Here is a 26163-nt window from a genome sequence, read left to right as displayed (position 1 = left end):
GCTCGCGACTCGTTAGGGTGGGCGCATGGGAGTGGAGCCGGAGATCGTGCGCACGCGCGATGAGCGAACGGATGCGGCATCCGCCCACGGGGAGTACGTCGACGAGCCGAGCGGCGAGGTCGACGAGATCGACGAGGTCGACGACCTGGAGCCCGAACGGCGCGGCACCCGGCTCGACGACTGGTGGACCAACGTGCTCGCAACGCCGCGGCGGCGCGCCCTCTGGTACTGGGGCGGGCCGATTCTCGTCACGCTCATCGCGGCCGTACTGCGGTTCTGGAACCTCGGCCACCCGCAGTCGATCGTCTTCGACGAGACGTACTACGTCAAGGACGCGTGGACCCTGCTGCAGAACGGGTACGAGTCGAGTTGGCCGGAGGGCGCCGACGCCGACTTCGCAGCGGGCGACACCGGCATCTTCGAGGACGCGCCCTCCTACGTCGTGCATCCACCGCTCGGCAAGTGGATGATCTCGCTCGGCATGGCCGCCTTCGGCGCCGGCGACCCGTTCTGGTGGCGCGCCTCCACGGCGCTCGCCGGCACCATCGCGGTCCTCCTCATCACGCTCGTCGCGCGTCGCCTCTTCGCCTCGACGATCCTCGCGGTCATCGCGGGCCTGCTGTTCGCGGTCGACGGCAATGCGATCGTGATGTCCCGCGTTGCGCTGCTCGACAACTGGCTCATGCTCTTCGCCCTGCTCGGGTTCTGGTTCGTGCTGCTCGACCGCGAGCAGACCGAGCGTGCGCTCGGGTCGCGGCTCGACGCGTTGCGCCACGACGGTCGCGAACCGCACTACGGGCCGGCGCTCTGGGCGCGGCCGTGGATCATCGCCGCCGGTGTCGCACTCGGCGCGGCCTGCGCGGTGAAGTGGTCGGGCGCCTGGTTCCTCGCGGCGTTCGGCATCTACCTCGTGGTCGTCGACGCCCTCGCCCGGCGCCGAGCCGGTGTGCCATTCTGGCTCACCGCGGCACTGCTGAAGCAGGGGCCGGTCACCTTCCTCCTGCTCGTCCCCGCCGCGGCCGCCGTCTACCTCGCGTCATGGACGGGATGGCTCGTCACCGACAACGGCTACTACCGGCACTGGGCCGAAGAAGCCGGCAACGCCGCGACGGGCTGGTTCTCCTGGGTTCCCCTCGCCCTGCAGAGCCTCTGGCACTACCACGAGGCCGCATACGGCTACCACGTCGGCGTGCACAGCCCGCACCCGTGGCAGTCGAACCCGCTCACGTGGCTCTTCATGATCCGGCCGACGAACATGTACTACTCAGCGACGGACGACGGCTCGGGCGGCTGCGGCGCCGACACGTGCTGGGCCTCGATCATCGAGGTGGGCAACCCGCTCATCTGGTGGGCGGCCGCCGCGGCATCCCTGTACCTCGTCTACCGGCTGGCGCGCTACCGCGAGTGGCAGGTCGGGGCGATCCTCGTGGGCCTCGCCGCCGGGTACCTGCCGTGGCTCGGGTACCTGAACCGCACGGTATTCCAGTTCTACTCGATCGCGTTCGAACCGTTCATGGTGCTCGCGCTCGTGTTCGTGATCGGCCTCGTGCTCGGGCGACGCGACGACCCGCAGTGGCGGCGCCAGCGCGGCATCGCGATCGTCGCCATCTTCCTCGCGTTCGTGCTGCTCGTCTCGGCCTTCTTCTTCCCGATCTGGTCGGGTGTGCCGGTGACCCCGACCTTCCGGCAGCTGCATTTCTGGCTGCCGAGCTGGGGATAGCGTAGAAACATGCGTGTTCGGATGCCGGGACTGCTCGTCGCGGCATCCGCCGGCCTCATCGCGTGGCTCGCCCACTTGGCGGTCCCTGCAGTCCCGATCCTCACCGCCGCGGTCGCGCTCGGCATCGTCGTCGGGCAGATCCCGGGCCTGCAGCCCGCGCTCGCCGGAGTGCTCGCACCGGGCCTGAGGATCGCCGCTCGCAGCCTGCTCAGGGTGGGCATCGTGCTGCTCGGCCTGAAACTCAGCCTCGTCGACATCGCCGCGCTCGGCTGGGTCTCGATCGCGACGACCGTCGGCGTCGTCGTGCTCACCTTCGTCGGCACGATCGGGCTCGGGCGGGCGCTCGGCCTGCCGGGGCACCAGCCGCTGCTCATCGCGAGCGGCTTCTCGATCTGCGGTGCCTCCGCGATCGGTGCGATGGGGGCCGCCGTACGCGCCCGCGATGAGGAGCAGGCCGTGCCCGTCGCCCTCGTCACCCTGTGCGGCACACTCGCGATCGCGGTACTCCCGGCCCTCTGGCATCCGCTCGGACTGTCGAACGCCGGGTTCGGCCACTGGGTCGGCGCCGGGGTGCACGATGTCGGCCAGGTGGTCGCGACCGCGCAGATCGCCGGCACGACGGCGCTCGCAGTCGCGGTCGTCGTCAAGCTCACCCGGGTGCTGATGCTGGCGCCGATGGTCGCGATCACCGCGGCCGTCGAGCGACGACGAGCGACGGATGCCGAGGGCCCGCGCCCCGCGATCGTGCCGCTGTTCGTGGCGGGGTTCCTCGTCGCGGTGGTGCTGAACACCGTCGTACCGCTGCCCGAGCCGGTGCTCTTCGCCGCCGATCAGCTGCAGACCGCACTGCTGGCCATGGCGCTCTTCGCGCTCGGGGCGTCGATCCGCCTCGCCGAGCTCACGAGTACCGGGTGGCGGTCGCTCGTCGTCGGGCTCACCTCGTGGGCGCTCGTCGCGGCGCTCGCCTACGGCGCGGTGCTGCTCGGCTGACGGTCACCGCTCACCTGGATCACGAGTTTGCCGCGCACCCTGCCGGCCTCGAGCCGGGCGACGGCATCGGCTGCGCGCTCGAGCGGGAAGACCTCGTCGACGACCGGGCGCACCTCGCCGACGTCGATGCGACGGGCGAGCTCGACGAGGTCGTCGCCGCTGCGCGTGGCCGCGAGGGTTCGGAGCCGCTGCGGCACGAACGGCGAGGTGACGGCTGCCGCGGCCATGCGCGCCATCGGTCCGAAGACCGCGCCGCCCCGACCCGAAGACAACACGAGCATTCCCCGTCGGGTGAGCGAGCGACGCACCCGATCGAGCGGGTGATCGGCGACGGAGTCGAAGATGACGTCGTAGCGCGGCCCACCCGCGGTGTAGTCCTCGGCGGTGTAGTCGATCACGTGGTCGGCGCCGAGCGCCCGAACGTGCTCGGCCTTCGACCCCCGGCAGACACCCGTCACTTCGGCGCCCATGGCCTTCGCGAGCTGCACTGCGAATCCGCCCACGCCGCCGGATGCGCCGGTGACGAGCACGTGCTGCCCGGGCGCCACACCTGCCAGGCGCAGCCCCTGGAGCGCCGTCGTGCCCGAGACGACGACGGCTGCGGCGTGGGTCGCGTCGACCGAGACCGGTCGCCTCGCGACGAAGCGCTCGGGAACCGCGACGAACTCGGCGTATCCGCCCTGGTCGGACTCGCCGTACACGGGGTCGCCGACGCGGAATCGGGTCACCCGTGAACCGATCGCGGCGACCTCGCCCGCGACGTCCCGCCCGATGGTCGGCCGTTTCGGTCGGCGGAGCCCGAACGCGAGACGCACCGCGCGAGGCTCCCCCCGCATGATGAGGGCGTCGCCCGCGCTCACCGCGACGGCGTGCACCCGGATGAGCACTTCATCGTCGCCCGGCACGGGTGGCTCGACCTCGGCGAGGGACAGCACCTCGGGCCCGCCGTAGCTGGACTGCACGATCGCCCTCACGACGACACCTGCCGCGCCGGGCTCATGGCCACGACGACGCTGCCTGCCTTGCGCCCGGTGTCGACTCGCCGATGCGCCTCGACGATGTCGTCGAACGGCACGATCCTGTCGATGACGGGCACGATCGCGCCCTGCTCGATGAGGTCGATGAGCAGGGCGAGGTCGGCGGCCTTCTTCCGCGCGTCGCGAAGCCCGGTGAAGGCGATCGCCGCTCGACGACCCCGACTGAACCATCGCGTGAACACGGTCTGCAGCAGGATCGCACCCGAGGGCACGGTCGTCAGGTAGATGCCGTGCGTGGTGAGTGCGGCCCGGCATCGGCCGAATGAGCGCTTGCCGACGGCGTCGAAGATCACGTCGTAGCCGCCGCGGGCGTCGGTGAAGTCTTCGAGAGTGCGATCGATGACGCGATCGGCGCCGAGCGCACGCACGAGCGGCTCCTTCTCGGCGCTGCAGACCCCGACGACGGTGGCGCCGAAGTGCTTCGCCAGTTGCACGGCGGCGGAGCCGACCGTGCCAGCGGCACCGTTCACGAGAACCACCTGACCCGGTCGCACGTTCGCGAGGTCGCGTAGGAACGGCACGGCGGTGAAGAAGCCGTCGACGATCGCCGCGGCCTCGGCCTGGTCGAGCCGCTCGGGTACGAGCGCGATCGGACCGTCGTCGGCGGTCGTCAGCAGGTCGGCGTGCGCCCCGCTCGACGGAGCGATCGTGCCGAAGACCCGGTCGCCGGGCGCGAAGCGCTCGACCCTCGAGCCGATGCGTTCGACGACTCCCGCGAAGTCCGAGCCGAGCACCGGATGCTTCGGCTTCACGAGCCCGAAGAAGAGGCGCGCGAATCGCGGCGTGCCGCTGCGCCCGGCGCTGTCGGAGACGCCGACGACGCTCGCCTCGACGCGCACGAGCACCTCGTGCTCGGCGATCTCGGGAGCTTCTGCCTCGACGATGCGCACCACCTCGGGTGCCCCGTATCGTTCGTACACTGCCGATCTCATGATGCCGACTCCTCTGAGCCTGATGATGGGTACTGGAACACGTCGTCGAGCGGTACGCCGAAGACGTGCGCGATCTGGAAGGCCATCTCGAGCGACGGCGAGTAGCGGCCCTGCTCGATCGCGATGACGGTCTGGCGGGTCACGCCGACCGCTTCGGCGAGTTCGGCCTGGGTCATCTCTCCGTGCCGGAAACGCAGCGCGCGGATATCGTTCGTGACCCTCGTCGGCGGCTTCACCATGTCGGCACGCCCCTGCGGTAGGCGATGAGCTTCGTGACGCTCGAGAGGATGCCCGAGATCACGAAACCGAGGTAGAGGACGTTGGCGATCCAGAAGGTGTCGACATCGAGCATCGCGAGCACGAGCGCGCTCACTCCCCCGATCATGACGAACGAACCGCCGACCCGCTCGCCGAGCCGATCGATCTCCTTGTCGCGGATGTCGCCCTTCGTGCTGTCGCTCGGCGAGATGATCTCCACGAGGATGCGGCCGACGATGCCCGCGACGATCGCGCCGCCGATGGTCCAGAGCATCGGCGTCACCCAGTCGGCCTCGCCGACCGGCGTGCCCGCAGCGAGCTGGGGCAACACGAGGCAGAGGTACACGACGTAACCGCCCACGGCGATCGTGAGCAAGACCCACACACCCTTCTCTTCGTATGACATGACCGCTCCGATGCATCCGTTGAATGTCAAAAACCTTTGACATCATGAATGTAAAGCACGGCAGACGTCATGTCAATGATTTTTGACATGACGTCTGCCCTCGGAGAACGCGAAGGGCGAGCGCGGCGCGCGTGCGCCTAGTGCCCGGCGCCGCCGTCGACGAACTTCAGGCCGATGACGCAGCCGATGAGCCCGACGAGCAGGGCGATCTTGATCCACGAGACATCCGTGTCACCCGTCACCATCGCCCAGATCACCGTGAGCGCCGCGCCGATGCCGACCCAGACGGCGTAGGCCGTACCGGTCGAGATGTCGCGCATCGCCCAGGCGAGGCCGGCCATCGAGAGCACGAGCGCGCCGAAGAAGACGACCGACGGCCAGAGCTTCGTGAAGCCCTCCGACTTGCCGAGCGCAGTTGCCCAGACGGCCTCGAGCACACCCGAGATGATGAGGATGATCCACGCCATGACTGTTCACTCCCAGTGGCCAGTCTTGTCGCGTTCCGGGTACTGATCCCTCGTCCGGGGCCCCGTCATGGTGGCCTGATCTCGATCGTAGCAACGCGCACTGGGCAGGGCCTGTGCAGCGACGGCACCGCGCAAGCTCAGCCGCGGAGACCCGTCGGCGACGCCGCCTGCCCGCTGACCCCGCGGCCGGCCGCGAAGAGCGCGGGCGCCGGGCCGGAGCCGTCGGTGAGATCGGCGAGGATGCGCCCCACGACCGGCACGAACTTGAAGCCGTGTCCCGAGAACCCGGCGCCGACGACGACCGGGCCGATGCGGTCGAGCACGAAGTGCTCGTCGGGCGTCGTCGTGTACGTGCAGCTGATCGGGGTCGCGAGGTCGGCGTCGACGCCGGGCAGCCATTCGCGGGCGTACCGCTGCAGCGCGGCGAGTTGCTCGGGCACCGGCGCGAAGTCGCGTGCATCGGGGTCGACGACGGGCCCGACTCCGTGCCAGCCGGCCTTCACGCCCTCACCGGGCGTGAGCATGCCGTAGACCGGCGATCGCCAATAGTCGTAGCCGTCTCCGCCCGGGAAGTGGTTGAAGCTCGGCCACGCGACCCTGTCGTCGCGCACGGCGAAGTGGGCGGGCTGCTCCTGCGTGACGATGAGCCGGGGCAGCCGAACACCGGTGAGCAGCTTCATGGTCCAGGCGCCGAGCGTGACCACGGCGGTGCGCGCCTCGAACACCTCGGCGACGCCGGAATCGGTGACGGATGCGACGCGCACCAGTCCGTCGTCGACCACATCGATGCGCATGGCCCGGGTGCCGTGACGCATGTCGGCTCCGGCAGCGGCGGCGGTATCGTGCAGCGCCTGCACCGTGGCATCCGCGTTCACCCGTCCGGCCCGCTCGTTGAACAGCACCCGGGTGTCGAAGCGGACGCCCGGCCAGCGCTCACCCGCCTCGACGATGCTCAGGAACTCGGCTGGAATGCCCACCCCGGCGAGCGCCGCCTGCACGTCGTCGAAGGCACCGCGTGGTCCGTGGTTCGCCACTCCGACGAGATCGAGGAGGGCCGTGCCACTCTCGGCCTCGAGCTCGCGCCAGAGCGGCAGCGCCTCGACGAGCATCCGCACGTATGTCAGGTCGGAGTACGCGACGTTGAAGTTGCGTGAAGCGCCGTGCGACGCGCCCATGCGATGGCCGGGCTCCCAGCGTTCGAGCACGACGACCTCGCGACCGCGCCGGGCCAGCTGCCATGCGGTCGCCGCACCCATGGCACCGCCGCCCACCACGATCGTCTCGACCCGCGTGACCATGCCGTTCAGCCTAGGGCTGGACCGAGAGCACCTCGGCGAAGTGCTCGACGACCGGGAACGGCTCGTAGAAGTCGTGGAGCAACTCGCGCCAGCGGCCGTACCCGGGCGAACCGCGGAATCCGACGGCGTGCGCCGCGACGCTCTCCCAGTGCACGAGCAGCAGGTATTCGTTCGGTGTCTCGATCGATCGCGAGAGTCGCAGATCGACGAACCCGGGCATGGCCGCGATGATGGCCTTCGCCTCGGCGAACGCGATCTCGAAGTCGGCCTCGCGGCCGGGCTTCACGGGCAGGACGGCATGTTCGAGGATCACCGCCCCAGCGTATCCGTCGCGGATCTCTCGGATGCGTGTCGAGCGCGCGGCATCCGTTGCCCCGCGTTACGCGGCGGAGCGACCACCTCCCCGGACGGCAGTAGCGTTGCCGCATGGCAGACCGCGAATACGGCTTCAAGACCCGCGCCATCCACGCGGGCAACATCCCCGACCAGGTGACGGGCGCCCGAGCGCTGCCGATCTACCAGACGAGCGCCTACGTCTTCGACGACACCGCCGACGCGGCCGCACGATTCGCCCTGCAGAAGTACGGCAACATCTACTCGCGGCTCGCGAACCCCACCGTCGCGAGCTTCGAGGAGCGCGTCGCGAGCCTCGAGGGCGGCCTCGGCGCCGTCGCGACGGCGTCGGGACTCTCGGCGCAGTACATCACCTTCGCGAGCCTCGCCGGCACGGGCGACCACATCGTCGCCTCGGCCAACCTCTACGGAGGCTCGATCACCCAGCTCGATGTCACGCTTCGCCGCTTCGGCATCGAGACCACCTTCGTGCAGTCCGCCGACGCAGCCGACTACGCCGCGGCGATCACCGAGCGCACCAAGGCGCTGTTCGTCGAGACGATCGCGAACCCGTCGGGCGAGATCGCCGACCTCGAGGCGCTCGCCGATGTCGCGCACGCGCACGGCATCCCCTTCATCGTCGACTCGACCATCGCGACGCCGTACCTCAACCGGCCGATCGAGTGGGGCGCCGACATCGTCACGCATTCGGCGACGAAGTTCCTCGGCGGCCACGGCACCACGCTCGGCGGCGTCGTCGTCGAGTCGGGCCGATTCGACTGGCACTCGGAGAAATTCCCGCTCTTCGGCCAGCCCGTGCCGAGCTACGGCGGCCTGCAGTGGTCAGGCAACTTCGGCGAATACGCCTTCCTCACACGGCTCCGCGCCGAACAGCTGCGCGACATCGGTCCGGCGCTCGCCCCGCACTCGGCGTTCCTGCTCGCCCAGGGCGTCGAGACCCTGCCGTACCGCATCCAGGCGCACATCGACAACGCGCGCGCCGTCGCCGAATGGCTCGACGCCGATCCCCGCATCGAGCACGTGTGGTGGGCGGGCCTGCCGAACCACCCGCACCACGACCGGGCGCGCAAGTACCTGCCGACAGGGCCCGGCTCGGTGTTCAGCTTCGAGGTCAAGGGCGGTCGCGCCGTCGGCCAGGCCCTCATCGAGAACGTCAACCTGGCGAGCCACCTCGCGAACATCGGCGATGCCAAGACGCTCATCATCCACCCCGCTTCGACGACCCACGCGCAGCTGACCGAGCAGCAGCTCATCGATGCCGGCGTGCTGCCCGGGGTTGTGCGACTGTCGGTGGGCATCGAAGATGTGGAGGACATCATCGACGACCTCGACCAGGCACTCACGACCGCGACGGGAGCAACACGATGACCCTTCTTGAGGCTCAGGACGGAACGGAAGCCGCAAGCATCGAAGAGGCCACGGAGACCGTGCGCCTCGTCAACGGCCTCTCCTGCGAGCTGCCCGCGAACTCGCCGCTCGCGAAGCTCCTGAAGTCCCAGCGCACCTGGACCGGACCCGACGCGAAGCAGCGACTCCGCATCCTCAACGCAGCGAAGTCCGTCGCGATCGTCGGCGCGTCGCCGAAGCCCCAGCGCTCGAGCTTCTTCGTCGGCACGTACCTGCAGCAGTCGAGCGACTACCGGCTGTACTTCGTGAACCCCATGGCGACCGAGATCCTCGGCCAGCCGGCCTACGCGAGTCTCAGCGAGCTGCCCGAAGTGCCCGACATCGTCGTGGTGTTCCGCCGCGGCTCCGACATCCCGCAGGTCGTCGACGAGGTCGTGGCATCCGGCGCGAAGACGATCTGGGTGCAGCTCGGCATCTGGAACCAGGAGGCCGCATACGACGGCGAGGCGAAGGGCCTCACGGTCGTCATGGACCGCTGCATCAAGGTCGAGCACGCGCGATTCCACGGCGGATTGCACCTGCTCGGCTTCGACACGGGGCAGATCACGTCGCGCAAGACGGTGCGCTGAGCGCCCCCGCGGGCACTACCCGACCCGTTGCAGCGCTCGCTCGCGACGCTGAGCGACGCTCGAACCCGACTCCCGTCGCGCCATCCGTCGCAGCACGATCGGGGCGAAGACGAGTCCCGCGATCGCCCACGCGCCGAGCACCGCGGCGGTCTCGAGCAGCCGCCACGATTCGCCGATCTCGACGACGACCGCATCATCCGGAAGGAGCGACGCGCGCATGCCGAGCCCGAGCCAGTAGATCGGGAAGATCTGGGCGATCCACTGCGCCCATTCGGGCAGACCGGTGATCGGAGCGAAGATGCCCGAGATCGCGATCAGTCCGAGCACCGGAAGCGAGAGGTAGCCCGCGCCGCGCGGGGTGGCGATCATGGAGCCGAGCATCGCGCCGATGGTCTGCGTCGCAACAAGTCCCAGCAGCAGCACCCAGGTGAACGTGATCCACGACATCGGGTCTGAGATCTCGAGGCCGTCGACCAGAACGAGCCCCGGGATCAGGAGGATGGCGAGATACGCGAGGATCGTCGCCGAGATCTGCACGATCTTGCCGATGAGGTACGTGCGGATCCCGTTCGGGGTCGCCTTGGCGCGCAGGAGTGTGCCGTCTTCGCGATCGGCCGCGAGTTGCTGCACGACGAGGAGGAGTCCGAACGAGATGAACATGCCGAGCGCGCCCGGCAGGATGATCGTGCCGAGCGAGTAGCCGGTCGCTCCGATCGGCACGTCCCGGAGGAAGAAGACGGCCACGAGCGTGGCCACGGGCCAGAGCAGCTGTGCCACCAGTTCCATTCCGGTGAACGCCTGCCGGAGTTCGATGAGACCGCGCCGGATGCCGGGGCGAAGAGCGGTGGTCGTCGCGGTCATCGGGATTCCTCGGCAAGCTCGGCCTCGGAGATCTCCGCGTTTCTGACGAGCGTCAGGTACGTGTCCTCCAGCGATGCGCGGCGCAACTCGAACTCGCTGATCTCGTGCCCGTGGAGAGCGAACAGTTCGCGAGCGAACGCCGTCGAGTCTGGAACGGACCGCTCGAAGCGCGCTCCTTCATGAACCCAGCGCACTTCGTCATGTCCCACGATCTGCCGCGAGAGTTCCTCGGCGGTGCCGTTCGCGACGATGCGTCCGCCGGTCAGGATGATGATCCGGTCGGCGAGCTTCGCCGCTTCGTCGAGGTCGTGCGTGGTGATCAGCACGGTCACGTCGAGTTGATCGCGGATTCGTCGTACGAGGCCGTGGAAGTCGCGTCGCGCCTTCGGATCGAGCCCCGTCGTCGGTTCATCGAGGAAGACCAACTCAGGTCGACCCACGAGCCCGATCGCCACATCGAGGCGACGCCGCTGCCCGCCGGAGAGCAGCTTGATCGGCTTCTCGGCGTGCTCGGTCAATCCGACCGCCGCCAGCAACTCGTCGACGTCCCATGGGCGGCGAATCTGCGCTGTCGAATACGGCGCGTACAGCGATCCTTGAAACGCGAGGAGCTCACGGACTCGCCATTTCGCATGGTCGCGCCACGATTGCAGCACGACTCCGATGCGGGCTCGCCAGTGCTCGCCGCCTCGCGCCGGGTCGACCCCCAGCACCTCCACCCGGCCGGCCGACCGCATGCGGAAGCCCTCGAGTATCTCGATCGTCGAAGTCTTGCCGGCCCCGTTCGGGCCGAGGAGGGCGAGCACCTCTCCACGCGGCACCTGGAACGACACGTCGTGCAGCACGTCATTCGTGCCGTAGCGCATTCGAAGCCCTTCGACCTCGATCGAGATGTTGCCGGCCATCGTCATGTCCTGTCCCTCCCGTCGGCGTTCCGTGCTCAGAGCTGTTCGAGTCGGGTGATGAGCGCTGCGCGGTCGACTCCCGCGTACGCGAGCGCGCGCGGCACGGTGCCGAGGTCGGCGCGCAAGACGCCGATGAGCGCGTCAGCGACGGCGAGGCGCTCGCGATCGGCGCGGCTCCGGTCGCGGCGGGCCGTGAAGTTGCCCCGCTTCAGCGCCTCGCGAATCGACGAGCCCCAGCTTGGGCGTGAGTTCCCGGTGGCCTGCAACCGCTCCTCGGCGACGGGCTCGATGCCTGCAGCTCGGAGCGCGTGTTCGCGTTCGCCGCGGAGCGCCGCCTCGACCCCGGCGTAGTCGAGTCCGGCGTCGGCGAGCGCGATCGCCGAGACATCCCTGCTCGCCGCGATCGAAAGCAGGAGGTGCTCCGGCTCCACCTTGGCCGCGCCGCGACGTGCGGCTTCGTCGATGGAACGCACGATGACGGCCTTCAGTCCCACCCCGAGATCTTCATGCAGGTGCTCAGACATTGCGTCTCCTCAGTTCGATGCCGGCGGTCTCGAGTCGGCGATGATGCTTCTTGTGCACGGCCTGCCGAGTCACGCCGAGTGCTTCGGCGACCTGGCTCCAGCTCCAGCCGGCGCGCATGGCACGTTCGACGGCGGCGTCTTCGAGTCGGTCGGCGAGGTCGCGCAGTGCGACGACCGCGGCGAGGTCGTCGGCCTCGGCTCCGATCGGTTCCGGCAGGTGAGGGGTCATGTAAGCAACCTAGGTTGCTAGGTTGCTGTTTGTCAACTGCGGTTGCTTATCGCCGGGTCGCGCAAAGGCCACCGGTCTCGAACTGGCCGTTGCCTCCTGCACCCCGCTGCGATTGCATCGAAGGATGTCCGACACCGCCGACCCCGAGCTCTCCCCCGATCTCGAGTTCTCCGACGACCCCGCCCGCCTCGACCTCGATCGGGTGCACGGCTGGCTCGCCGACGAGTCGTATTGGGCGCTCGGCCGATCGCGTGCGGCGCACGACGCGGCGGTCGCCGCCTCGCGCAACTACGGCATCTACGACCGGGCCAGCGGCGCGCAGCTCGCCTACGCGCGGGTCATCACCGACGGCGTCACCTTCGCCTGGCTGTGCGACGTGTTCGTCGGCACGGAGGCACGTGGTCGCGGCATCGGCGTCGCGCTCATCGAACAGGTCATGGCGTCGCTCGAGCCGCTCGGCCTGCGGCGCATCGGCCTCACCACCGCCGATGCGCACGGGCTGTACGGGCGCTTCGGCTTCCGCCCGCTCGATCAGCCCGAGCAGTGGATGGCGCGCATGGCGCCCATCGTCACGCCCTGACGTCGCCGCCGATTCCGCTCACGCCGCGCCGGACTCGCGACGACCGGCGTCGACAGCGCCGTCGACACCGGCCTCGCCGGAGTCCCGCCCGTAGGCGAGCATCAGGAAACCGGTGCCGTCGGGCCGCACGAACGTGAATTCCCGCTCGTTGAGGCGCTCGAACCCCAAGCGCTCGTAGAGTCGCTGCGCCGCGACCATGTCAGGGCCGGTGTTCAGCACCACCCGGTCGAGCCCTCGGATGCGGGCGAGCCCGAGCACGTGCTCGACCAGCAGCTCGCCGATGCCGCGACGCCGCGCGGCGGCGGCAACCCCGAGGAACCGGAAGTCGAGCTCCCCGGAACGCGCGAGCGGCGAGATCGCGGCTCCCGCCGCGGGCGTCGATGCCGTGCCGAGCAGCGCACCGCTCGAGACATCCGTCGCCACCCAGACCTGATGGTCGCGTGCTCGCTCGGCGACCGCGACGATGTCGGCTCGGTAGGCGTCGCTCAACTCGAAATCGCTCGCGTACGCCGCCTCGACGAGGCCGGCGACGGCATCGGTCTCGCCGGTGCGCATGAGGCGCACGCGCACATCGCCGCGCTGCTGCAGTGTGAAGCGATAGGCGCAGGCGATCACCTCGCCGAATCGCTCGTCGCGCCCGGGCAGTCGTGCGAAGCCGAGACGGGCGTACAGCGCCTGCGCCCGAACGTTGCGATCGCCGGTGTCGAGCACCAGCGCGTCGGCGCCCCAGCCGAGCGCCACCTCGAGGCTCGCCCGCATGAGGGCTTCGCCGACACCGATGCCTTGCGCCGTCGGCGCCACCGCGACGAGGCGCACTTCTGCCTCGCCCGCCGACGCCACCCTCGCGTACGGCGTTCCGGCGCGGAGCACGCTCGACGTGCCGAGCAGCTCGTCGTCGCGCACGGCGACGAGCACGGTTCCGGATGCCGCGCGGCCGCGCACGTCCCGCTCGAAGGCACGCCGTTCGGCGCTCACGGGCAGGTGCCCGTACGGACCCGACGCGAACGCCTGCTCGATGAGCTGGGGTTCGAGGGCGGCCTCCTCCTCGCGGATCGGACGAATCGTGAAGGGGGTGTCGAGGTTCTGCATGATCAACATCAAGCCTATGGCGACCCGGGGACCGCAGCGCCGACGCCCCGCTCGCGGCGGCGGTACCCGGTTCAGTCGCGTCTGCGCGAGAACCGCCGATCGTGCGCCGAACGCGCGTCGACAGCCTCGCACGCGCACGATTCTGCGACCGAGCGCCGCAACGCTGCGCGACGCTCGGCGTAGCCTTGAGGGGTGACAGCGTTCGTCTCCGCCCTCGATCTCTTTTCGATCGGTATCGGCCCCTCGAGTTCGCACACCGTCGGCCCGATGCGGGCAGCACGTGTGTTCGCCGAACGACTCGTCGACGACGGTGTGCTCGAGCAGGTGCGGCGCATCACCTGCTCGCTCTACGGGTCGCTCGGCGCCACCGGCCTCGGTCACGGCACTCCTGACGCGGTCGTTGCGGGCCTCGCCGGCCTCGAGCCGCAGCAGTGCGATCCCGACGACGTGCGCGGCGCCTGGTCGCGCCTCGGCGACGACGGTGCCGAGGTACGCGTCGCCGGCGTCCGGCCGGTGCGGATGCTCCGCAGCGACGTCTCGCTGGAACCCCGAACCCGCCTCCCGGGCCACCCCAACGCGATGACGCTGCAGGCCTGGGGCGACGGCCCACTGCCGCTCGCCGAGGAGACCTACTACTCCGTCGGAGGCGGTTTCATCCGCCGTGAGGGCGAGGCCGCTTCCGAGGCCGAGGCGCTGCGGCATCCGCTGCCCTACTCGAGCGCCGACGAGTTGCTCGCGATCTGCGAAGAGCACGGGGTCTCGTTCTGCGACGTGGCCCGACACAATGAGATCGCCGTGCACGGCGAGCAGGCCATCGATGCCGGCCTCGACGCCATCTGGACGGCGATGGCCGACTGCGTCGCGCACGGACTCGAGACCGAGGGCACGCTGCCCGGCGGCCTCGGCGTCAAGCGCCGGGCGCCGCAGGTTCGCCGTCGCCTCGAGGAATACGACCGGGACGATGAGCACAACGCGCAGCACCGCGACACTTCGACCGAGTGGCTCCACGCATTCGCCCTCGCCGTCAATGAGGAGAACGCTTCGGGCGGGCGGGTCGTCACGGCGCCCACGAACGGCGCGGCCGGCATCATTCCGGCGGTCGGCCACTACTACCTGCGGTTCGTGCCCGGTGCGGATGCCGCCGGCATCCGCCGCTACCTGCTGACCGCCGCGGCGATCGCCTCCCTCGTGAAGAAGAACGCCTCGATCTCGGGCGCCGAGGGCGGTTGCCAGGCCGAGGTCGGCTCCGCCTGCGCGATGGCGGCGGGTGCGCTCTGCGCCGTGCTCGGCGGCACGCCGCGTCAGATCGAGAACGCCGCCGAGATCGCCATGGAGCACCACCTCGGCCTCACCTGCGACCCCGTCGCCGGCCTCGTGCAGGTGCCGTGCATCGAGCGCAACGCGATCGCGTCGTCGACCGCGGTGTCCGCCGCCCGGCTCGCACTGCACGGCGACGGCACCCACCTCGTCTCGCTCGACACCGTGATCGAGACGATGCGGCAGACCGGCCTCGACATGATGACGAAGTACAAGGAGACGAGCGAGGGCGGTCTCGCGGTCAACGTCGTCGAGTGCTGAGCACCCGGTCGAGCTGAGCACCCGTTCGGAGCAGCCCATGGCAGCGACCGACAGCGCCTGAGCCCGGGTGTCCCCCGCACTGGACCCTCGCGCCGGCGCCGCCGGAGTGCCATCCTGTGCAGATGGACACTCCCGAACCCGCCATCGACCAGCTCTGGGGCGTCGGCCTCATCGGGCTCGTCATCGGCCTCCTGGTCTACCTCGCCGTGCTGGGGCTCATGCTCTGGATCGGCTACCTCATCATCAAGGCCGCGGTGCGCAACGGTCTCCGAGAGCACACGATCTGGCTCGAAGGGCGTCGCGGCCCGCTTCGCTGACGCAGCGCGAGGCCACCGCCGGCCGCCCGGGCGGATGCCGGTGTCCCGGCCGGCACCCACCCGAGCGCGGTGCCCCTGCCTCAGCAGGCGCAGCTGATGGCGCCGTTCGAGACGGCGTGTCCGCCGAGCCCCGACTCGGCGACGTTCGTGAGGGCGTCGGGTGCGAGCTGGGCGGGCCCGTCGGCGGTGTCGTACGCGAAGCCCTCGCGCACCCAGTACTCGAAGCCGCCGAGCATCTCTTTGACGGGGTAGCCGAGCAGGGCGAACTCGAGAGCTGCACGGGTCGCGCCGTTGCATCCGGGGCCCCAGCAGTAGACGACGACGGGCGTGCCTGCCGGAATCCGGTCGGCCGCCTCAGCCGAGATGCGGCGCCCGGGCAGGTGCACGGCACCCGGCACATGTCCCTGCGCCCACGAGGCGTCATTCCGGGTGTCGACGAGCACGAAGCCCCGCTCCGGTTCGGCGAGCGCGGCGGCGACATCCGACACGTCGGACTCGAACCCGAGGCGGCCGCGGAAATGGGCGACCGCAGCGGCCGGGTCTGCGACGTGCTCGAACAGTGCGGGCGTCGCCAACGCGGGCGTCGGAATGGAGATCGTCTCGGTCATGCCTTCACCCTGTCAGCGACGAAGCGTTCGGAGCCGGTGAAATCACGCCGTCCTGGCGCGACATTCCGCCATGATCTCCGGCGCCGCCGTTTCCCGACGATGCTTCGCCGCCTACCCTGAATCCATGCACATCGGCGAGGTCTTCCTGTTGCTCGGCGGCTCGCTCGCGGTCACCGCGTTCGCCAGGTGGCGCGGCTGGCCCGCGCCGCTGCTCGTCATGGGGGTCGCGTTCGTCGTCTCGGTCGTGCCGGTGATTCCCGCGATCGAGGTCGACGGCGAGCTCGTGCTCACCCTCGTGCTGCCGCCGCTCCTGTACTCCGCCGCGCTCGACGTCACCTACCTGAACTTCCGGCGCAGCATCCGCCAGATCCGGCGGCTCGGCATCTTCCTGCCGATCGCGACGGCCGCAGCGGTCGGGCTCGTGGTGTGGCTCATCGCCCCCTCGCTCGGTCTGCCCCTCGCGCTCCTGATCGGCGCCATCGTGGCGCCCTCCGATGCCGTCTCCGCTGCGGCCGTCGGCCGGAAGCTCGGACTTCCTCGCCGCGTCATGACGGTCATCTCGGGCGAGAGTCTCGTGAACGACGCGACGTCGATCACCCTGTTCCGGACCTTCGCCGCGATCGTCGCGGGCGCGACCGTGACCTGGCTCGACGGCATCGGCTCGTTCCTGATCGCCGTCGTCGTCGGCACCGGGCTCGGCCTCGTCATCGGGTGGCTCGTGACGCTGCTGCGCACCCGGCTCGACGATCCCGTCGTGCTCGGCACCATCAGCCTGCTCGTGCCGTTCGCGGCGTACGCGATCGCCGAGCGACTCGGCGGGTCCGGCGTGCTCGCGGTCGTCGCCGCCGGCATCCTGATCGGCTACAACGCGCCGAAGACGAGTTATGCGACCAGGCAGCAGGAACGTCCGATGTGGCAGTCGATCGACGTGCTGCTCGAGGGGCTCGTCTTCGCGCTGATCGGGCTGCAGTTGAGCCCGGCGATACGCGACGTGCTGGCCAGCCCGCTCGGTCTCGGAGCCAATCTCGCGATCGCCGGGGTGGTGCTCGCGACCGTCATCGTCGTGCGCATCGTCTGGGTCTTCGGCGGCTACGCCGTGTCACGACGCCTCGGTGACTGGCTCGGCCCCATCTGGGCGCGGCGGGGGCGCCGCTACCACGTGGAACCGAAGCTCGCGCCGAAGGAGCTCGCCGTCATCTCGTGGGCGGGCATGCGCGGTGTCGTCACCCTCGCCACGGCGACCGCGATCCCGACGATGGCGGGCGATCCGACCGCGGCGAGCACGGTCTTCCTCATCGCCTTCGTCGTCACCGTCGGCACGCTCCTGCTGCAGTCGACCACGCTCCCGGTGCTGATCCGCCGGCTCGGGGTCGTCGCCGACGACGAACGCGAGCAGGATCGCACGGAGATCCAGGCGGTGCTCCGGCGGAGCAACATGGCCGGACTCGCCTACGTCGAGAGCCGCCGTGAGGAGTGGCGTGAGCGATTCGGAGCCGAGCTCGCCGACGAGGTGATCGATCGGTTCGAGAAGCGCATCAGCGTGGATGCCGCGAAGACCCGACAGCTCGAGAGCGACGCCGAGGCGCCGCCCGCCGGTTCGCACGCGGAGTTCGCAGAGCTGTCGCGCCACTGGATCGCGGCGCGGCGCACCGTCGTGCTCGAGGAACGCGACGCCGGCCACCTCAACGAGGAGGTCATGCGTGAGCTCTTCTTCGCCCTCGATGCCGAAGAGCTCGCGCTCGACTCACGCGCAGCCGTGCGCGCCGATGCCCGCGGCGAGATGCCCTGAGCAGAACCTCCACGCGCGTGTGCGAGCACGTGCGTGCGGGTGGGCGGACGCGCTACTCTGCAGCGGCGAAGAACGCCGTGATGCCCGCGCCGAGTGCCGCGAGATCGTCGACGTGGGCCAGCTCACGAGCCGAGTGCATCGAGAGCAGCGGCACGCCGACGTCGACCGTGCGAATGCCGAGACGGGTCGCCGAGAGCGGGCCGATGGTCGAGCCGCACGGCATCGAGTTGTTCGACACGAACGGCTGGGTCGCGACGCCGGCCGCCCGGCAGAGCCCGGCCCAGAGCGCCGATCCGGCCGCGTCGCTCGCGTAGCGCTGATTCGCGTTGAGCTTCAGCAGCGGGCCGCCGCCCAGTGCCGGCCGATTCGCGGGGTCGTGCCGGTCGGGATAGTTGGGGTGCACGGCGTGGCCGGCGTCCGACGAGACGATCCAGGATGCCGCGAACGCGCGCCGGCGCTCGACGTCACCGCCGCCGAGGCTCGCGCTGATGCGCACCAGCACGTCGTCGAGGAACGGGCCGCTCGCGCCCGACCGTGACTCGGAGCCGAGCTCCTCATGGTCGAACGCCGCAAGCACGCTGACGTGTCCGGCATCGCTCGGCGCGTCGAGCAACGCAGCCAGCCCGGCGTAGACCGAGCTCAGGTTGTCCATGCGACCCGAGGCGAACAGGGCATCGTCGAGGCCGAACCGTGCAGGAGCCTGCGTATCGGCGACGAGCACGTCGTGACCGGCGACGCGGTCGGCCGCCACACCGGCGGAGGCCGCGAGCAGGCCGAGGATGTCTCCCTCGGCGCCGACACCCCAGACGGGTTGCAGATGGCGCTGCTTGTCGAGCGTGAGCCCCTTGTTCACCTCGCGATCGAGATGGATCGCCAGTTGCGGGATGCGCAGCATCGGTCCCGAACGCACGAGGTGCTGCACCCCGTCGTCGGTGACGATGCGGCCGGCGAGCTCGAGCTCGCGGTCGAGCCACGAGTTCAGCAGGGGCCCGCCGTACACCTCGACGCCCGCCTGCAGCACACCCTCGGACGTCGACGTCGGCCGCGGCTTCAGCTTGAACGACGGCGAGTCGGTGTGCGCGCCGAGAATGCGATACGGCGTCGTCGGCCCCGCGGCGTCCGGAACCACCCACGCGATGACCGCGCCATCGCGAACGACCACGTGCCGCCCGCCGCCCGCCGGCCACTCGTCACGCTCGTCGAGTCGGTCGAATCCGGCGCTCTCGAGTCGTCGGGCAACCTCGGCGGCGGCGTGATACGACGATGGGGCGGCCTGGACGAAGTCGGCGAAGTCGGCGATGTAGGCGTCGGTGCGCGATGCGGGCATCTTCCCATCCAACACCGCCATGAGGCGCTAGGCGAACTGGACCACCGCCTGAAGGCGCGAGCGCACCTCCATGACCTCGGTGCCGCCGAGCTGCGCCGAGCCCGGCAGCCCTTCGCGCACCACGCTTGCCAGGCGTGAGCGCTGCACGAGCGCGACGACGGCCCCGCGATTGGTACCGCCGAGCTCGAGCGGCTCTGCGGCATGCTCGTCGGGCACCACGACGAGGAGGGCGGTCGGCTTGACCCGAGCAGCGCGTCCGATCGCCTTCGCCCGCGCCGCGAGCGCACGAACCGGTCGTTCGCCGGCCAGCGCCTCTCCGACGAGCTCGCCCCGTTTCATCGCCACCGAGCCGCCCCAGTCCTCGGATTGGATGGCGAAGAGCCCGCTCGGGCCGAGCACGAGGTGGTCGAGCTTCGGCGGCAGGCCGCGGCCCGCGGCATCCGTGGCGAGATCGTGCCACACCGTGTACGCGATGCCGAGCGTCGAGAGGGCCCGCGCGCTCGCCTCCTCAGCGAGGGCGTCGGCGAGCACATGACGGATGTCGCGAGGAGCGCTGCGCACGAGGGCGGGATCGTAGGGATCGCCGAGTTCGGCGCCGCGCCCGACCCACTCCCGGATCAGCTCGAGGTAGCGCTCGCGCGAGAGTCCGCCGGGATGGCCGTAGGCGCGGGCCAACGGACGGGAGTCGCGGCGCGCCTTCGGCGCAGCAGGGGCCCACGCCTCCCGTGTCGGGGCCGGTGCCCCGTTGCGAGCCCCACGGTCGAAGAGCGCCCGTGCGTCGGGTGTGCCGACGAGTTCCCACGCGAGCTGCACGGCATGGAATCGCACCACGTCACCGCCGGTGTCGGGGTGGGCCACTCGCAGCGCCCGACGGTAGGCGAGCCGCAGCGTCGTCTCGTCGGCGTCGGCGGCGACGCCGAGCACCTCGTACGGGGAGGCGGAGAGCGGACTGTCGGGCATGGGCTCGCTTTCGATGTGCGACCACGAGAATACCGCGACGCAGCTGTGCGCGGGTCTAGACTGCCGACCACAAGGGCCCGCGCGGGCCGCAGAGGAGGCCGAGATGCTCGTCGAGGTCAAGACTATGTGGACTGTCCGGACGAATCGCGAAGGAGTCTGAGATGCTCGTCGAGGTCAACTACTGGGCCGTGATCATCGCCACGCTCTCGACCATGCTCGTGGGCACGATCTGGTACACGCCGAAGGTCTTCGGCAACTACTGGATGCGCATGGCGAAGGTCGACGTCTCCGGTGACCGCGGCAGCGCGGTCGGACCGATCATCACCACGCTCGTCGTGAGTTTCATCTCCGCGTGGGTGCTCGCGATCGCGACCCAGGTCGCGTGGACGGCGCTCGGCGGCAATTACCTGCTGATGGCCATCACGACGGGCCTCATGCTGTGGGCGGGCTTCACCGCGGCCCGCTTCATCACCCACGACGCGTTCGAGGGCCGGCCGCCGGGATTGACCATCCTGAACATCGCGCACGAACTGGTCACCGTGCTCGTCATGGCACTCATCATCGGGGTATGGCCGCCTGCGGGCACCGTCTGAGCTGCCCGTCACCGTTCGAGCCGTAGCGCTCGTCGAGTCAGGCTGCGGCGCAGCTCACTCGGCGAAGCGCAGCATGCCGTCGTCGATGAGCGTCCGCACCGCCGCGAGCAGCTCGCTCGCGAGCGCCGATTCGTCGACCTCGAGAAGCTGCGCGAGCGCCGCGATGATCGCACCGACCGCGAGCTCGCCGTCGCACGCACCGACGAGCGCGGCGAGGCCGGTGTCGAGGCTGATCACCCGGCCGAAACCGCCGCCTTGGCGCAACAGCATCGCCGTCGGGTCGTCATCGCCGGGCCAGTAGTGCCGCTCCTCTGTGACGTCGCCGGCGGTCACGAGCCGCGTGCGTGCGAGCGCGGCATCGTCGAGGCCCGCCTGCCGGTCGTGCGCCACGAGGCATTCGGAGAGGTGGGCCCCGAGGCCCGCCGCGTTCGACCCGAGCGAACCATGGAGCGTCTCGAGGCGTGCGAGCCGGCCGTTCGGCACGCCCGAGGTGCCGTCGCTCGGGTTCGTGGGTGTTGCGTCGTCGCTTCGACGAAGCAGGACATACCCGAATCCCACCCGCTCGACGCCGCGTGCGGTGAAGTCGTCGAGCCACGCCCCGTAGAGCCGATCGAACTCCGCGGTGCCTGGCTTCGTGCCGCCATCTCGGATCCACGTCTCGGCGTACTCGGTGACGTGCTGCACCTCGCGCTCGATCACCCAGTGATCGAGCGTTCCCGCCCAGCGACCGACCCGTTCGAGCGCGCCGCCTCGTTCGCCGTTCCGGTACTCCCAGTTGCCGAGCAGCTGCGCGATGCCGCCGGGCTCCAGGTGATCGTGAACGCCGTCGATGACCGCCTCGACGAGCGCGTCGCCCACCATGCCGCCATCGCGATAGTCGTACTCCGGCACCCCCTCTGAGCGCGGCGTGATGACGAACGGCGGATTCGAGACGATGCGGTCGAATCGCTCCCCCGCGACCGGCTCGAACAGGCTGCCGAGCCGCAGCTCGACGCCCTCGATGCCGTTCAGCGCGACGTTCATGCCGGCGATCATGAGGGCCCGTTCGGAGATGTCCGTCGCAACGATGCGCCGAGCGAACCGAGACGCGTGCATCGCCTGGATGCCGCACCCGGTGCCGAGATCGAGCACGCTCGTCGCGGGCGTCGGCAGCATGAGTCCGGAGAGCGTCATCGACGCGCCGCCGACGCCGAGCACGTGCTGCTCACCGAGTGCATGCCCGAGCGTGAGTTCGCCGAGATCGGAGAGGATCCACCACTCGCCGCTGCCGTGGATGTCGCTGAACGCGTACGGGCGCAGGTCGAGCTGGGCGAGAACGGATGTCCCGTCATCGTCGACCTCCGCGAGTCCCAGTTCGATCGCACCGTCGACGCCGAGGGTCGGCAGCGCTCGCGCGAGCTCGGTCCGCGGCACGCGGTCGCCGAGCAGGAAGAGCTCCGCGAGGGTGGCCCGAGCGGCGGGCACGCCCTGCCCTGCTCGCTGCACGTCGAGCGCACGACGCGCGGGCACGCGCTCACCGCGGTGGAGCGCCGCTGCCGGTACCGGCCCCCAGAGGCCGTCGACGGCCGCGACGGTGAATGTTGCGGCGATGAGGTCGGCGCGGAGGCGACCGAGGAGTTCCCCCATGCGCCCGTCGACGATCGCGGAGACCGCGTGGTGGGGCGTCGGCGCAGGTTCGGTGCTCATCCGACCATTCAAGCGCACGCCGGCGGGGAGCATCGCGACCGGGCCGGACTACGAGGTGCGGCGAGTTCGCCGCTCGACCGTCATCGACTCGTCATCTGGAGTACATGTCGAATCGCGCCATGTAACCCGCGCGTCACACGGTGCGTTTAGCGTTGATTACGATCGGATGAGGCGAGGGAGGGCGCATGGCAGAGTCGACGACGCTCGAGCGTCTGCGCCAAGACGCGCGCGACGAACTCTCGGCACTCATCGAGCTGCGGTGCCGTCTGGGCGAAGACCCCTGGGTCTTCCTGCCCGACCTTCCGTCGGTCGACGAGCAGGTCGTCGCGACGCTCCGCGAAGAGCGCCTGCACTCCGAGCAGTGGCGCACCGTGCGGGCACGCGCCTACCACCCGGCTGCGCGTGAGGGTGAAGCGGCGAAGTTCGAGTTCGAGCTGCTGCGCGAGATCGCGCTCGATCATCCCGAACTCAGTTCGGCGGTGTGGTTGGTACTCGACCGGGTGCCGTCTCGCTGGTGAGCCGCTGCACCCGCATCCAGGTGATGAAGCCGAAGATCGTGAAGGCGCCGTAGAAGACGTAGAGCAGTGCCGATGCGTAGTAGCCGGCACTGATGAGCAGCGGCACGCCGACGATGTCCACGGCGACCCAGATCAACCAGAACTCGGTCCAGCCCTTCGCCATGCCCCACGTGGCGAGCAGCGAGCCCATGAAGATCCACGCATCGGCCCAGACCGGCTCGAACGATCCGAGCGCACGGAAGACGGGCGTCAGCACGAGCGTGCCGCCGACGAGCGCGACGCCCAGCAGGATTCGCGCGCGTGCACTCGCCCACCGCGGCTCGACCGCGATGGAGTTCGCTTGGCGGTGCTGCGACCAGCGCACCCAGCCGTAGATCGAGACGGCGATGAACATGAGCTGCCGACCGGCCTGCCCGAGGAGGTTCACCGGGTTCGGAGTGTCGAACACAGCGCCGAGGAAGACTGTGAACAGCAGTGCGTTGCCGACGATGCCCACCGGCCAGGCCCAGATCTTGCGGCGAAGACCGCCGAGGGCGCTCGCAAGCCCGAACAGGTTTCCGAGGATCTCTCGCCAGAGGATCACCTGGTCGCCGATCACGAGCTGGGCGTCGAACAGCCACTCGATGGGGTTCACGACGCGCTCTCGCTCCGTTCGGCGGTCCGCCCACGCGACCGACGCGTCACGAGCAGTGCGACGAGGCGCCACCCGATGAGGAACGCCGCGAGCGTCACCGTCGCGACGATGACGAATGCGAGCTGGGTGCCCTGTCCGCTCAGGAGCCGGAGCAGCATTCCTCCGGTCACCGTCACGCCCCACACGACGACGCCGGTCGGCCAGAGCGCGAACGGCCGACGCCATGCGACGGCGAGCAGCCAGCCTGCCACGAGTGCGACGAGAAACGGCCACGCGGTCCCGGCGATGCCGGCGAGATCGAGCCCTTCTGCGTGACTGCGTCGGCCGATCACGACGAAGACCGTCACGAGCAGGGCGTCGATGAGCGCGGCCATCACGACGCCGCCCAATGCGCGCCGTCCTCGCCCAGTCATAGTCTCATCGTAGGATGCACGCGGCACCCTGCAGACCGGGTCGCGATCCGGCGGCGTCACCTCCGTGCGCCGAGCGCGACGAGTTCTGACGCGTCGCTGACTGGCAGTGCGCATACGAAGGCCTCGCAGCGGTAGGCGACCGCGACGCCGTCGCTGGAACCGCGGCCATCGAACAGCCCGAAGCCTGCCTCGGCGAAGGCTCTCGACTGACGGTCGTCGACCAGCGCGGTGACGGATGTCTCGTGCGTTCGCGTGATCGCGACGAGCTCGCGCTCGGCGTCGCTTCTCGCGATGCCGCCAGGATGCCCGGCCGGGACGACGGTGACGAGCTGCACGGCGGGTGCCGCCATGCGGGCCATGAGTTGGAGTGCCCCGCCGAACGCGAGCGGTCGAGACAGGGCGAGCCCCGCGACCGACGCCATCGCTCGTTCGGCGGCCGCCCGATATCGATCGCCGGCGCCGAGCAGGTACAACCGCCACGCGGCATCGGCGCACGCCGTCGCGCCGGCAGGAACGGCGCCCTCGGCGGGGTCGTCGGGCAGCTGGAGCCCGCGAACGCGGAGCACCGGGTCCCCGCCGCCCGGCGCCGCGAACGGCTCCGACGCATCATTCGACGCCGCCATCACCGAATCGATGATCGAGCGCGCGGCGATCGCGTACCTCGACTCGCCGGTCGCCAGCGCGAGCGCCACCAGCCCGCCGGCGAACATCCCGGCGTCCTCGAGCGTGGCGACCGCCGTGGAGGCCGTGCCGTCCCGCGAGGCCCGCACCAGTGACCCGTCGTCTCGCATATGCCGGGCGAGCAGGAACTCGGCTGCGCGCCGGGCGGCCTCGACCTCGGTCTCCTCGCCACAAGCGAAGCCTTGCCCGGCCAACGCGCCGATCGCGAGGCCGTTCCACCCCGTCAGCACCTTCTCGTCGAGGTTCGGCGGCTCGAGTGCCGAACGCCCGGCGGCATCGCGTCGGTAGTAGCCGCCCTCGTCGCGCACTCCGTCGACCATGCTCTCGGAGTCCTGCGCGCTGGCGAAGCCGCCGTCGGGCAATTGCAGGCGCTCGATGAGGAACCGCGCAATGCCGTCGGCGACCAGCACGGCGGCGACATCGCCGGGGTCCGATCGGGCGAGCTCCGTGGCGACGCCCAGCAGCAGCGCGTTGTCGGTCAGCATCCGCTCGTAGTGCGGTTCGCTCCAGTCCGCTCGGGTCGCGTACCGGAAGAAGCCGCCCTCGACGGGGTCCCGAAGCGGCGACGCACCCATGAGCCGCACCGACCGTGCAGCGCGCGACCGCCCCGGCTCCCCCGAGACGACCAGGAATCCGAGCACGGGCGCCACCGGAAACTTCGGAGCACCGCCGAAGCCACCGTGCACCGGGTCCTCTTGGTCCAAGAGCGCGGTGGCCGCGGCCTGCAGTGGCTCCCAGCCGGGCAGCACGCCTGCGGTCTGCGCGGCAGATGCCGCAGCCAGTGCGTCGGCGACGGCATCGGCGGCACCCGTGAGTTCCTCGCGGCGCTCGTGCCACGCCTCGCTGACCGCTGCCAGCACCTGCCCGAACGATGGCACGCCCGTCACCGGACGCGGCGGGAAGTAGGTGCCGGCGTAGAACGTTCGTCCCTCGGGAGTGGCGAACACTGTGAGCGGCCAGCCCAGGTGCCGAGTGAACGCGGACGCCGCGGCCAGGAAGCTCGCATCGACGGCGGGATGCTCCTCGCGGTCGACCTTCACGGCGACGAAGCCCTCGTTCAGGACCTGCGCGATCGCTGCATCGCTGAAGCTCTCACGAGCCATGACGTGGCACCAATGACACGTCGCGTACCCGATGGAGATGAACATCGGAACATCACGCTCACGAGCTGCGTCGAACGCCTCCTCGCCCCACGGGTACCAGTCCACTGGATTCTCCGCGTGGGCGCGCAGGTACGGGCTCATGGCCTCGCTGAGACGGCTGCCCATTTCCCCAGACTAGTTCGGGGCGTCGAGCCCGGGGCCGTGGATTCGCGCCGGAAACGACGAAGAGCCGCCCCACCGGGACGGCTCATGTGATTCCACACTGAGAACGTGCACGAGCACGTTAACTGAGAAGAGCCGCCCAACCTTGGGCGGCTCTTCTCGAAATGA

General features: G+C 70.1%; 29 protein-coding genes and 1 riboswitch. Of the genes, 10 read left to right on the top strand and 19 right to left on the bottom strand.

Features of this window, described 5'->3' with window-relative positions; genetic code table 11:
• Positions 1–25: 25 nt before the first annotated feature.
• Entirely contained in the window at positions 26–1720 is a 1695-nt protein-coding gene (locus AC6CH0_RS15205; RefSeq protein ID WP_498102348.1) for a dolichyl-phosphate-mannose--protein mannosyltransferase, read from the top strand.
• 9 nt (positions 1721–1729) lie between these two features.
• Positions 1730–2710, top strand: a complete 981-nt coding sequence (locus AC6CH0_RS15200) for a YeiH family protein (protein WP_498102346.1) — start codon at positions 1730–1732, stop codon at positions 2708–2710.
• On the opposite strand, the gene AC6CH0_RS15195 is transcribed toward AC6CH0_RS15200, so the two are convergent.
• From AC6CH0_RS15195 to AC6CH0_RS15165, 7 genes are all read right to left on the bottom strand, one after another.
• The gene (locus AC6CH0_RS15195; protein ID WP_498102344.1) at positions 2686–3684 is read right to left on the bottom strand and encodes an NAD(P)-dependent alcohol dehydrogenase; all 999 of its coding nucleotides are present in this window, start codon (positions 3682–3684) and stop codon (positions 2686–2688) included. The two genes, AC6CH0_RS15200 and AC6CH0_RS15195, sit on opposite strands and share 25 nt — an antisense overlap.
• On the bottom strand, positions 3681–4679 hold the full coding sequence (locus AC6CH0_RS15190; RefSeq protein WP_498102343.1) for an NAD(P)-dependent alcohol dehydrogenase: 999 nt from the start codon (positions 4677–4679) through the stop codon (positions 3681–3683). Before AC6CH0_RS15190 ends, AC6CH0_RS15195 begins: the two co-directional genes overlap by 4 nt.
• A complete protein-coding gene (locus AC6CH0_RS15185) occupies positions 4676–4918 on the bottom strand; it encodes a helix-turn-helix transcriptional regulator (protein ID WP_498102341.1) in 243 nt (80 codons plus the stop codon). The genes AC6CH0_RS15190 and AC6CH0_RS15185 overlap by 4 nt, the downstream gene beginning before the upstream one ends.
• Entirely contained in the window at positions 4912–5343 is a 432-nt protein-coding gene (locus AC6CH0_RS15180; protein ID WP_498102339.1) for a hypothetical protein, read from the bottom strand. Before AC6CH0_RS15180 ends, AC6CH0_RS15185 begins: the two co-directional genes overlap by 7 nt.
• Positions 5344–5480: 137 nt before the next feature.
• Entirely contained in the window at positions 5481–5810 is a 330-nt protein-coding gene (locus tag AC6CH0_RS15175; protein WP_498102337.1) for a DMT family transporter, read from the bottom strand.
• Positions 5811–5824: 14 nt separating this feature from the next.
• Positions 5825–5890: riboswitch (guanidine-III (ykkC-III) riboswitch) on the bottom strand.
• Between the two features lie 57 nt (positions 5891–5947).
• Positions 5948–7108, bottom strand: a complete 1161-nt coding sequence (locus AC6CH0_RS15170) for an FAD-dependent oxidoreductase (protein WP_498102335.1) — start codon at positions 7106–7108, stop codon at positions 5948–5950.
• Positions 7109–7118: 10 nt separating this feature from the next.
• Positions 7119–7421, bottom strand: a complete 303-nt coding sequence (locus AC6CH0_RS15165; protein ID WP_498102333.1) for an antibiotic biosynthesis monooxygenase family protein — start codon at positions 7419–7421, stop codon at positions 7119–7121.
• Positions 7422–7534: 113 nt separating this feature from the next.
• On the opposite strand from AC6CH0_RS15165, the gene AC6CH0_RS15160 reads away from it, so the two are divergent.
• Positions 7535–8830 carry an O-acetylhomoserine aminocarboxypropyltransferase/cysteine synthase family protein gene (locus AC6CH0_RS15160; RefSeq protein WP_498102331.1) on the top strand — a complete coding sequence of 432 codons (1296 nt, stop codon included), beginning with the start codon at positions 7535–7537 and terminating at the stop codon, positions 8828–8830.
• Entirely contained in the window at positions 8827–9438 is a 612-nt protein-coding gene (locus tag AC6CH0_RS15155; RefSeq protein ID WP_498102329.1) for a CoA-binding protein, read from the top strand. Before AC6CH0_RS15160 ends, AC6CH0_RS15155 begins: the two co-directional genes overlap by 4 nt.
• Before the next feature lie 15 nt (positions 9439–9453).
• Here the strand turns inward: AC6CH0_RS15155 and AC6CH0_RS15150 are convergent, their stop codons facing one another.
• Genes AC6CH0_RS15150 through AC6CH0_RS15135 form a run of 4 tightly spaced genes read right to left on the bottom strand, consistent with a single transcriptional unit; the run spans position 9454 to position 11957 of the window.
• Positions 9454–10299: an ABC transporter permease gene (locus AC6CH0_RS15150; RefSeq protein WP_498102327.1), complete on the bottom strand. Its 846-nt coding sequence runs from the start codon at positions 10297–10299 to the stop codon at positions 9454–9456.
• Positions 10296–11210 (bottom strand): ABC transporter ATP-binding protein, encoded by a 915-nt coding sequence (locus AC6CH0_RS15145; protein ID WP_498102325.1) that lies wholly within the window; start codon positions 11208–11210, stop codon positions 10296–10298. The genes AC6CH0_RS15150 and AC6CH0_RS15145 overlap by 4 nt, the downstream gene beginning before the upstream one ends.
• A gap of 29 nt (positions 11211–11239) precedes the next feature.
• Positions 11240–11728 carry a Clp protease N-terminal domain-containing protein gene (locus AC6CH0_RS15140; protein ID WP_498102323.1) on the bottom strand — a complete coding sequence of 163 codons (489 nt, stop codon included), beginning with the start codon at positions 11726–11728 and terminating at the stop codon, positions 11240–11242.
• The gene (locus tag AC6CH0_RS15135) at positions 11721–11957 is read right to left on the bottom strand and encodes a helix-turn-helix domain-containing protein (protein WP_498102321.1); all 237 of its coding nucleotides are present in this window, start codon (positions 11955–11957) and stop codon (positions 11721–11723) included. The genes AC6CH0_RS15140 and AC6CH0_RS15135 overlap by 8 nt, the downstream gene beginning before the upstream one ends.
• 124 nt (positions 11958–12081) lie before the next feature.
• Between AC6CH0_RS15135 and AC6CH0_RS15130 the strand changes: the two genes are divergently transcribed.
• On the top strand, positions 12082–12537 hold the full coding sequence (locus AC6CH0_RS15130) for a GNAT family N-acetyltransferase (RefSeq protein ID WP_498102319.1): 456 nt from the start codon (positions 12082–12084) through the stop codon (positions 12535–12537).
• 18 nt (positions 12538–12555) lie between these two features.
• Here the strand turns inward: AC6CH0_RS15130 and AC6CH0_RS15125 are convergent, their stop codons facing one another.
• Positions 12556–13626, bottom strand: coding sequence for a GNAT family N-acetyltransferase (locus AC6CH0_RS15125; RefSeq protein ID WP_498102317.1), 1071 nt, complete (start codon positions 13624–13626; stop codon positions 12556–12558).
• Between the two features lie 192 nt (positions 13627–13818).
• Between AC6CH0_RS15125 and AC6CH0_RS15120 the strand changes: the two genes are divergently transcribed.
• On the top strand, positions 13819–15204 hold the full coding sequence (locus tag AC6CH0_RS15120) for an L-serine ammonia-lyase (RefSeq protein WP_498102315.1): 1386 nt from the start codon (positions 13819–13821) through the stop codon (positions 15202–15204).
• Positions 15205–15326: 122 nt separating this feature from the next.
• Complete coding sequence (locus AC6CH0_RS15115) at positions 15327–15521, top strand: hypothetical protein (RefSeq protein WP_498102313.1); 195 nt, start codon at positions 15327–15329, stop codon at positions 15519–15521.
• An 80-nt stretch (positions 15522–15601) separates the two neighbouring features.
• Here AC6CH0_RS15115 and AC6CH0_RS15110 read toward each other — a convergent pair whose 3' ends face one another.
• Positions 15602–16129 (bottom strand): rhodanese-like domain-containing protein, encoded by a 528-nt coding sequence (locus tag AC6CH0_RS15110; protein WP_498102311.1) that lies wholly within the window; start codon positions 16127–16129, stop codon positions 15602–15604.
• A gap of 124 nt (positions 16130–16253) precedes the next feature.
• On the opposite strand from AC6CH0_RS15110, the gene AC6CH0_RS15105 reads away from it, so the two are divergent.
• Complete coding sequence (locus AC6CH0_RS15105; protein ID WP_498102309.1) at positions 16254–17918, top strand: cation:proton antiporter; 1665 nt, start codon at positions 16254–16256, stop codon at positions 17916–17918.
• A 52-nt stretch (positions 17919–17970) separates the two neighbouring features.
• Here AC6CH0_RS15105 and AC6CH0_RS15100 read toward each other — a convergent pair whose 3' ends face one another.
• Both AC6CH0_RS15100 and AC6CH0_RS15095 read right to left on the bottom strand, forming a co-directional pair.
• On the bottom strand, positions 17971–19245 hold the full coding sequence (locus tag AC6CH0_RS15100; RefSeq protein WP_498102307.1) for a M18 family aminopeptidase: 1275 nt from the start codon (positions 19243–19245) through the stop codon (positions 17971–17973).
• Positions 19246–19272: 27 nt separating this feature from the next.
• Positions 19273–20205 (bottom strand): DnaJ domain-containing protein, encoded by a 933-nt coding sequence (locus AC6CH0_RS15095; protein ID WP_498102305.1) that lies wholly within the window; start codon positions 20203–20205, stop codon positions 19273–19275.
• A 161-nt stretch (positions 20206–20366) separates the two neighbouring features.
• On the opposite strand from AC6CH0_RS15095, the gene AC6CH0_RS15090 reads away from it, so the two are divergent.
• The gene (locus tag AC6CH0_RS15090) at positions 20367–20798 is read left to right on the top strand and encodes a DUF1761 domain-containing protein (RefSeq protein WP_498102303.1); all 432 of its coding nucleotides are present in this window, start codon (positions 20367–20369) and stop codon (positions 20796–20798) included.
• A gap of 54 nt (positions 20799–20852) precedes the next feature.
• Here AC6CH0_RS15090 and AC6CH0_RS15085 read toward each other — a convergent pair whose 3' ends face one another.
• A complete protein-coding gene (locus AC6CH0_RS15085) occupies positions 20853–22424 on the bottom strand; it encodes a DUF7059 domain-containing protein (protein WP_498103278.1) in 1572 nt (523 codons plus the stop codon).
• A 245-nt stretch (positions 22425–22669) separates the two neighbouring features.
• On the opposite strand from AC6CH0_RS15085, the gene AC6CH0_RS15080 reads away from it, so the two are divergent.
• Complete coding sequence (locus tag AC6CH0_RS15080) at positions 22670–23002, top strand: hypothetical protein (protein ID WP_498102301.1); 333 nt, start codon at positions 22670–22672, stop codon at positions 23000–23002.
• Here AC6CH0_RS15080 and pnuC read toward each other — a convergent pair.
• Genes pnuC through AC6CH0_RS15065 form a run of 3 tightly spaced genes read right to left on the bottom strand, consistent with a single transcriptional unit; the run spans position 22953 to position 25998 of the window.
• Complete coding sequence (gene pnuC / locus AC6CH0_RS15075) at positions 22953–23636, bottom strand: nicotinamide riboside transporter PnuC (protein WP_498102299.1); 684 nt, start codon at positions 23634–23636, stop codon at positions 22953–22955. The two genes, AC6CH0_RS15080 and pnuC, sit on opposite strands and share 50 nt — an antisense overlap.
• Positions 23633–24049, bottom strand: a complete 417-nt coding sequence (locus AC6CH0_RS15070; protein WP_498102297.1) for a DUF3054 domain-containing protein — start codon at positions 24047–24049, stop codon at positions 23633–23635. Before AC6CH0_RS15070 ends, pnuC begins: the two co-directional genes overlap by 4 nt.
• Positions 24050–24105: 56 nt before the next feature.
• Positions 24106–25998: a thioredoxin domain-containing protein gene (locus AC6CH0_RS15065; protein ID WP_498102295.1), complete on the bottom strand. Its 1893-nt coding sequence runs from the start codon at positions 25996–25998 to the stop codon at positions 24106–24108.
• Positions 25999–26163: the final 165 nt, after the last annotated feature.

The sequence above is a fragment of the Agromyces sp. GQ35 genome (genome assembly GCF_059758475.1).
Note: the sequence above shows the minus strand (reverse complement) of the source record. Positions and strands in the feature narration are given on the sequence as shown.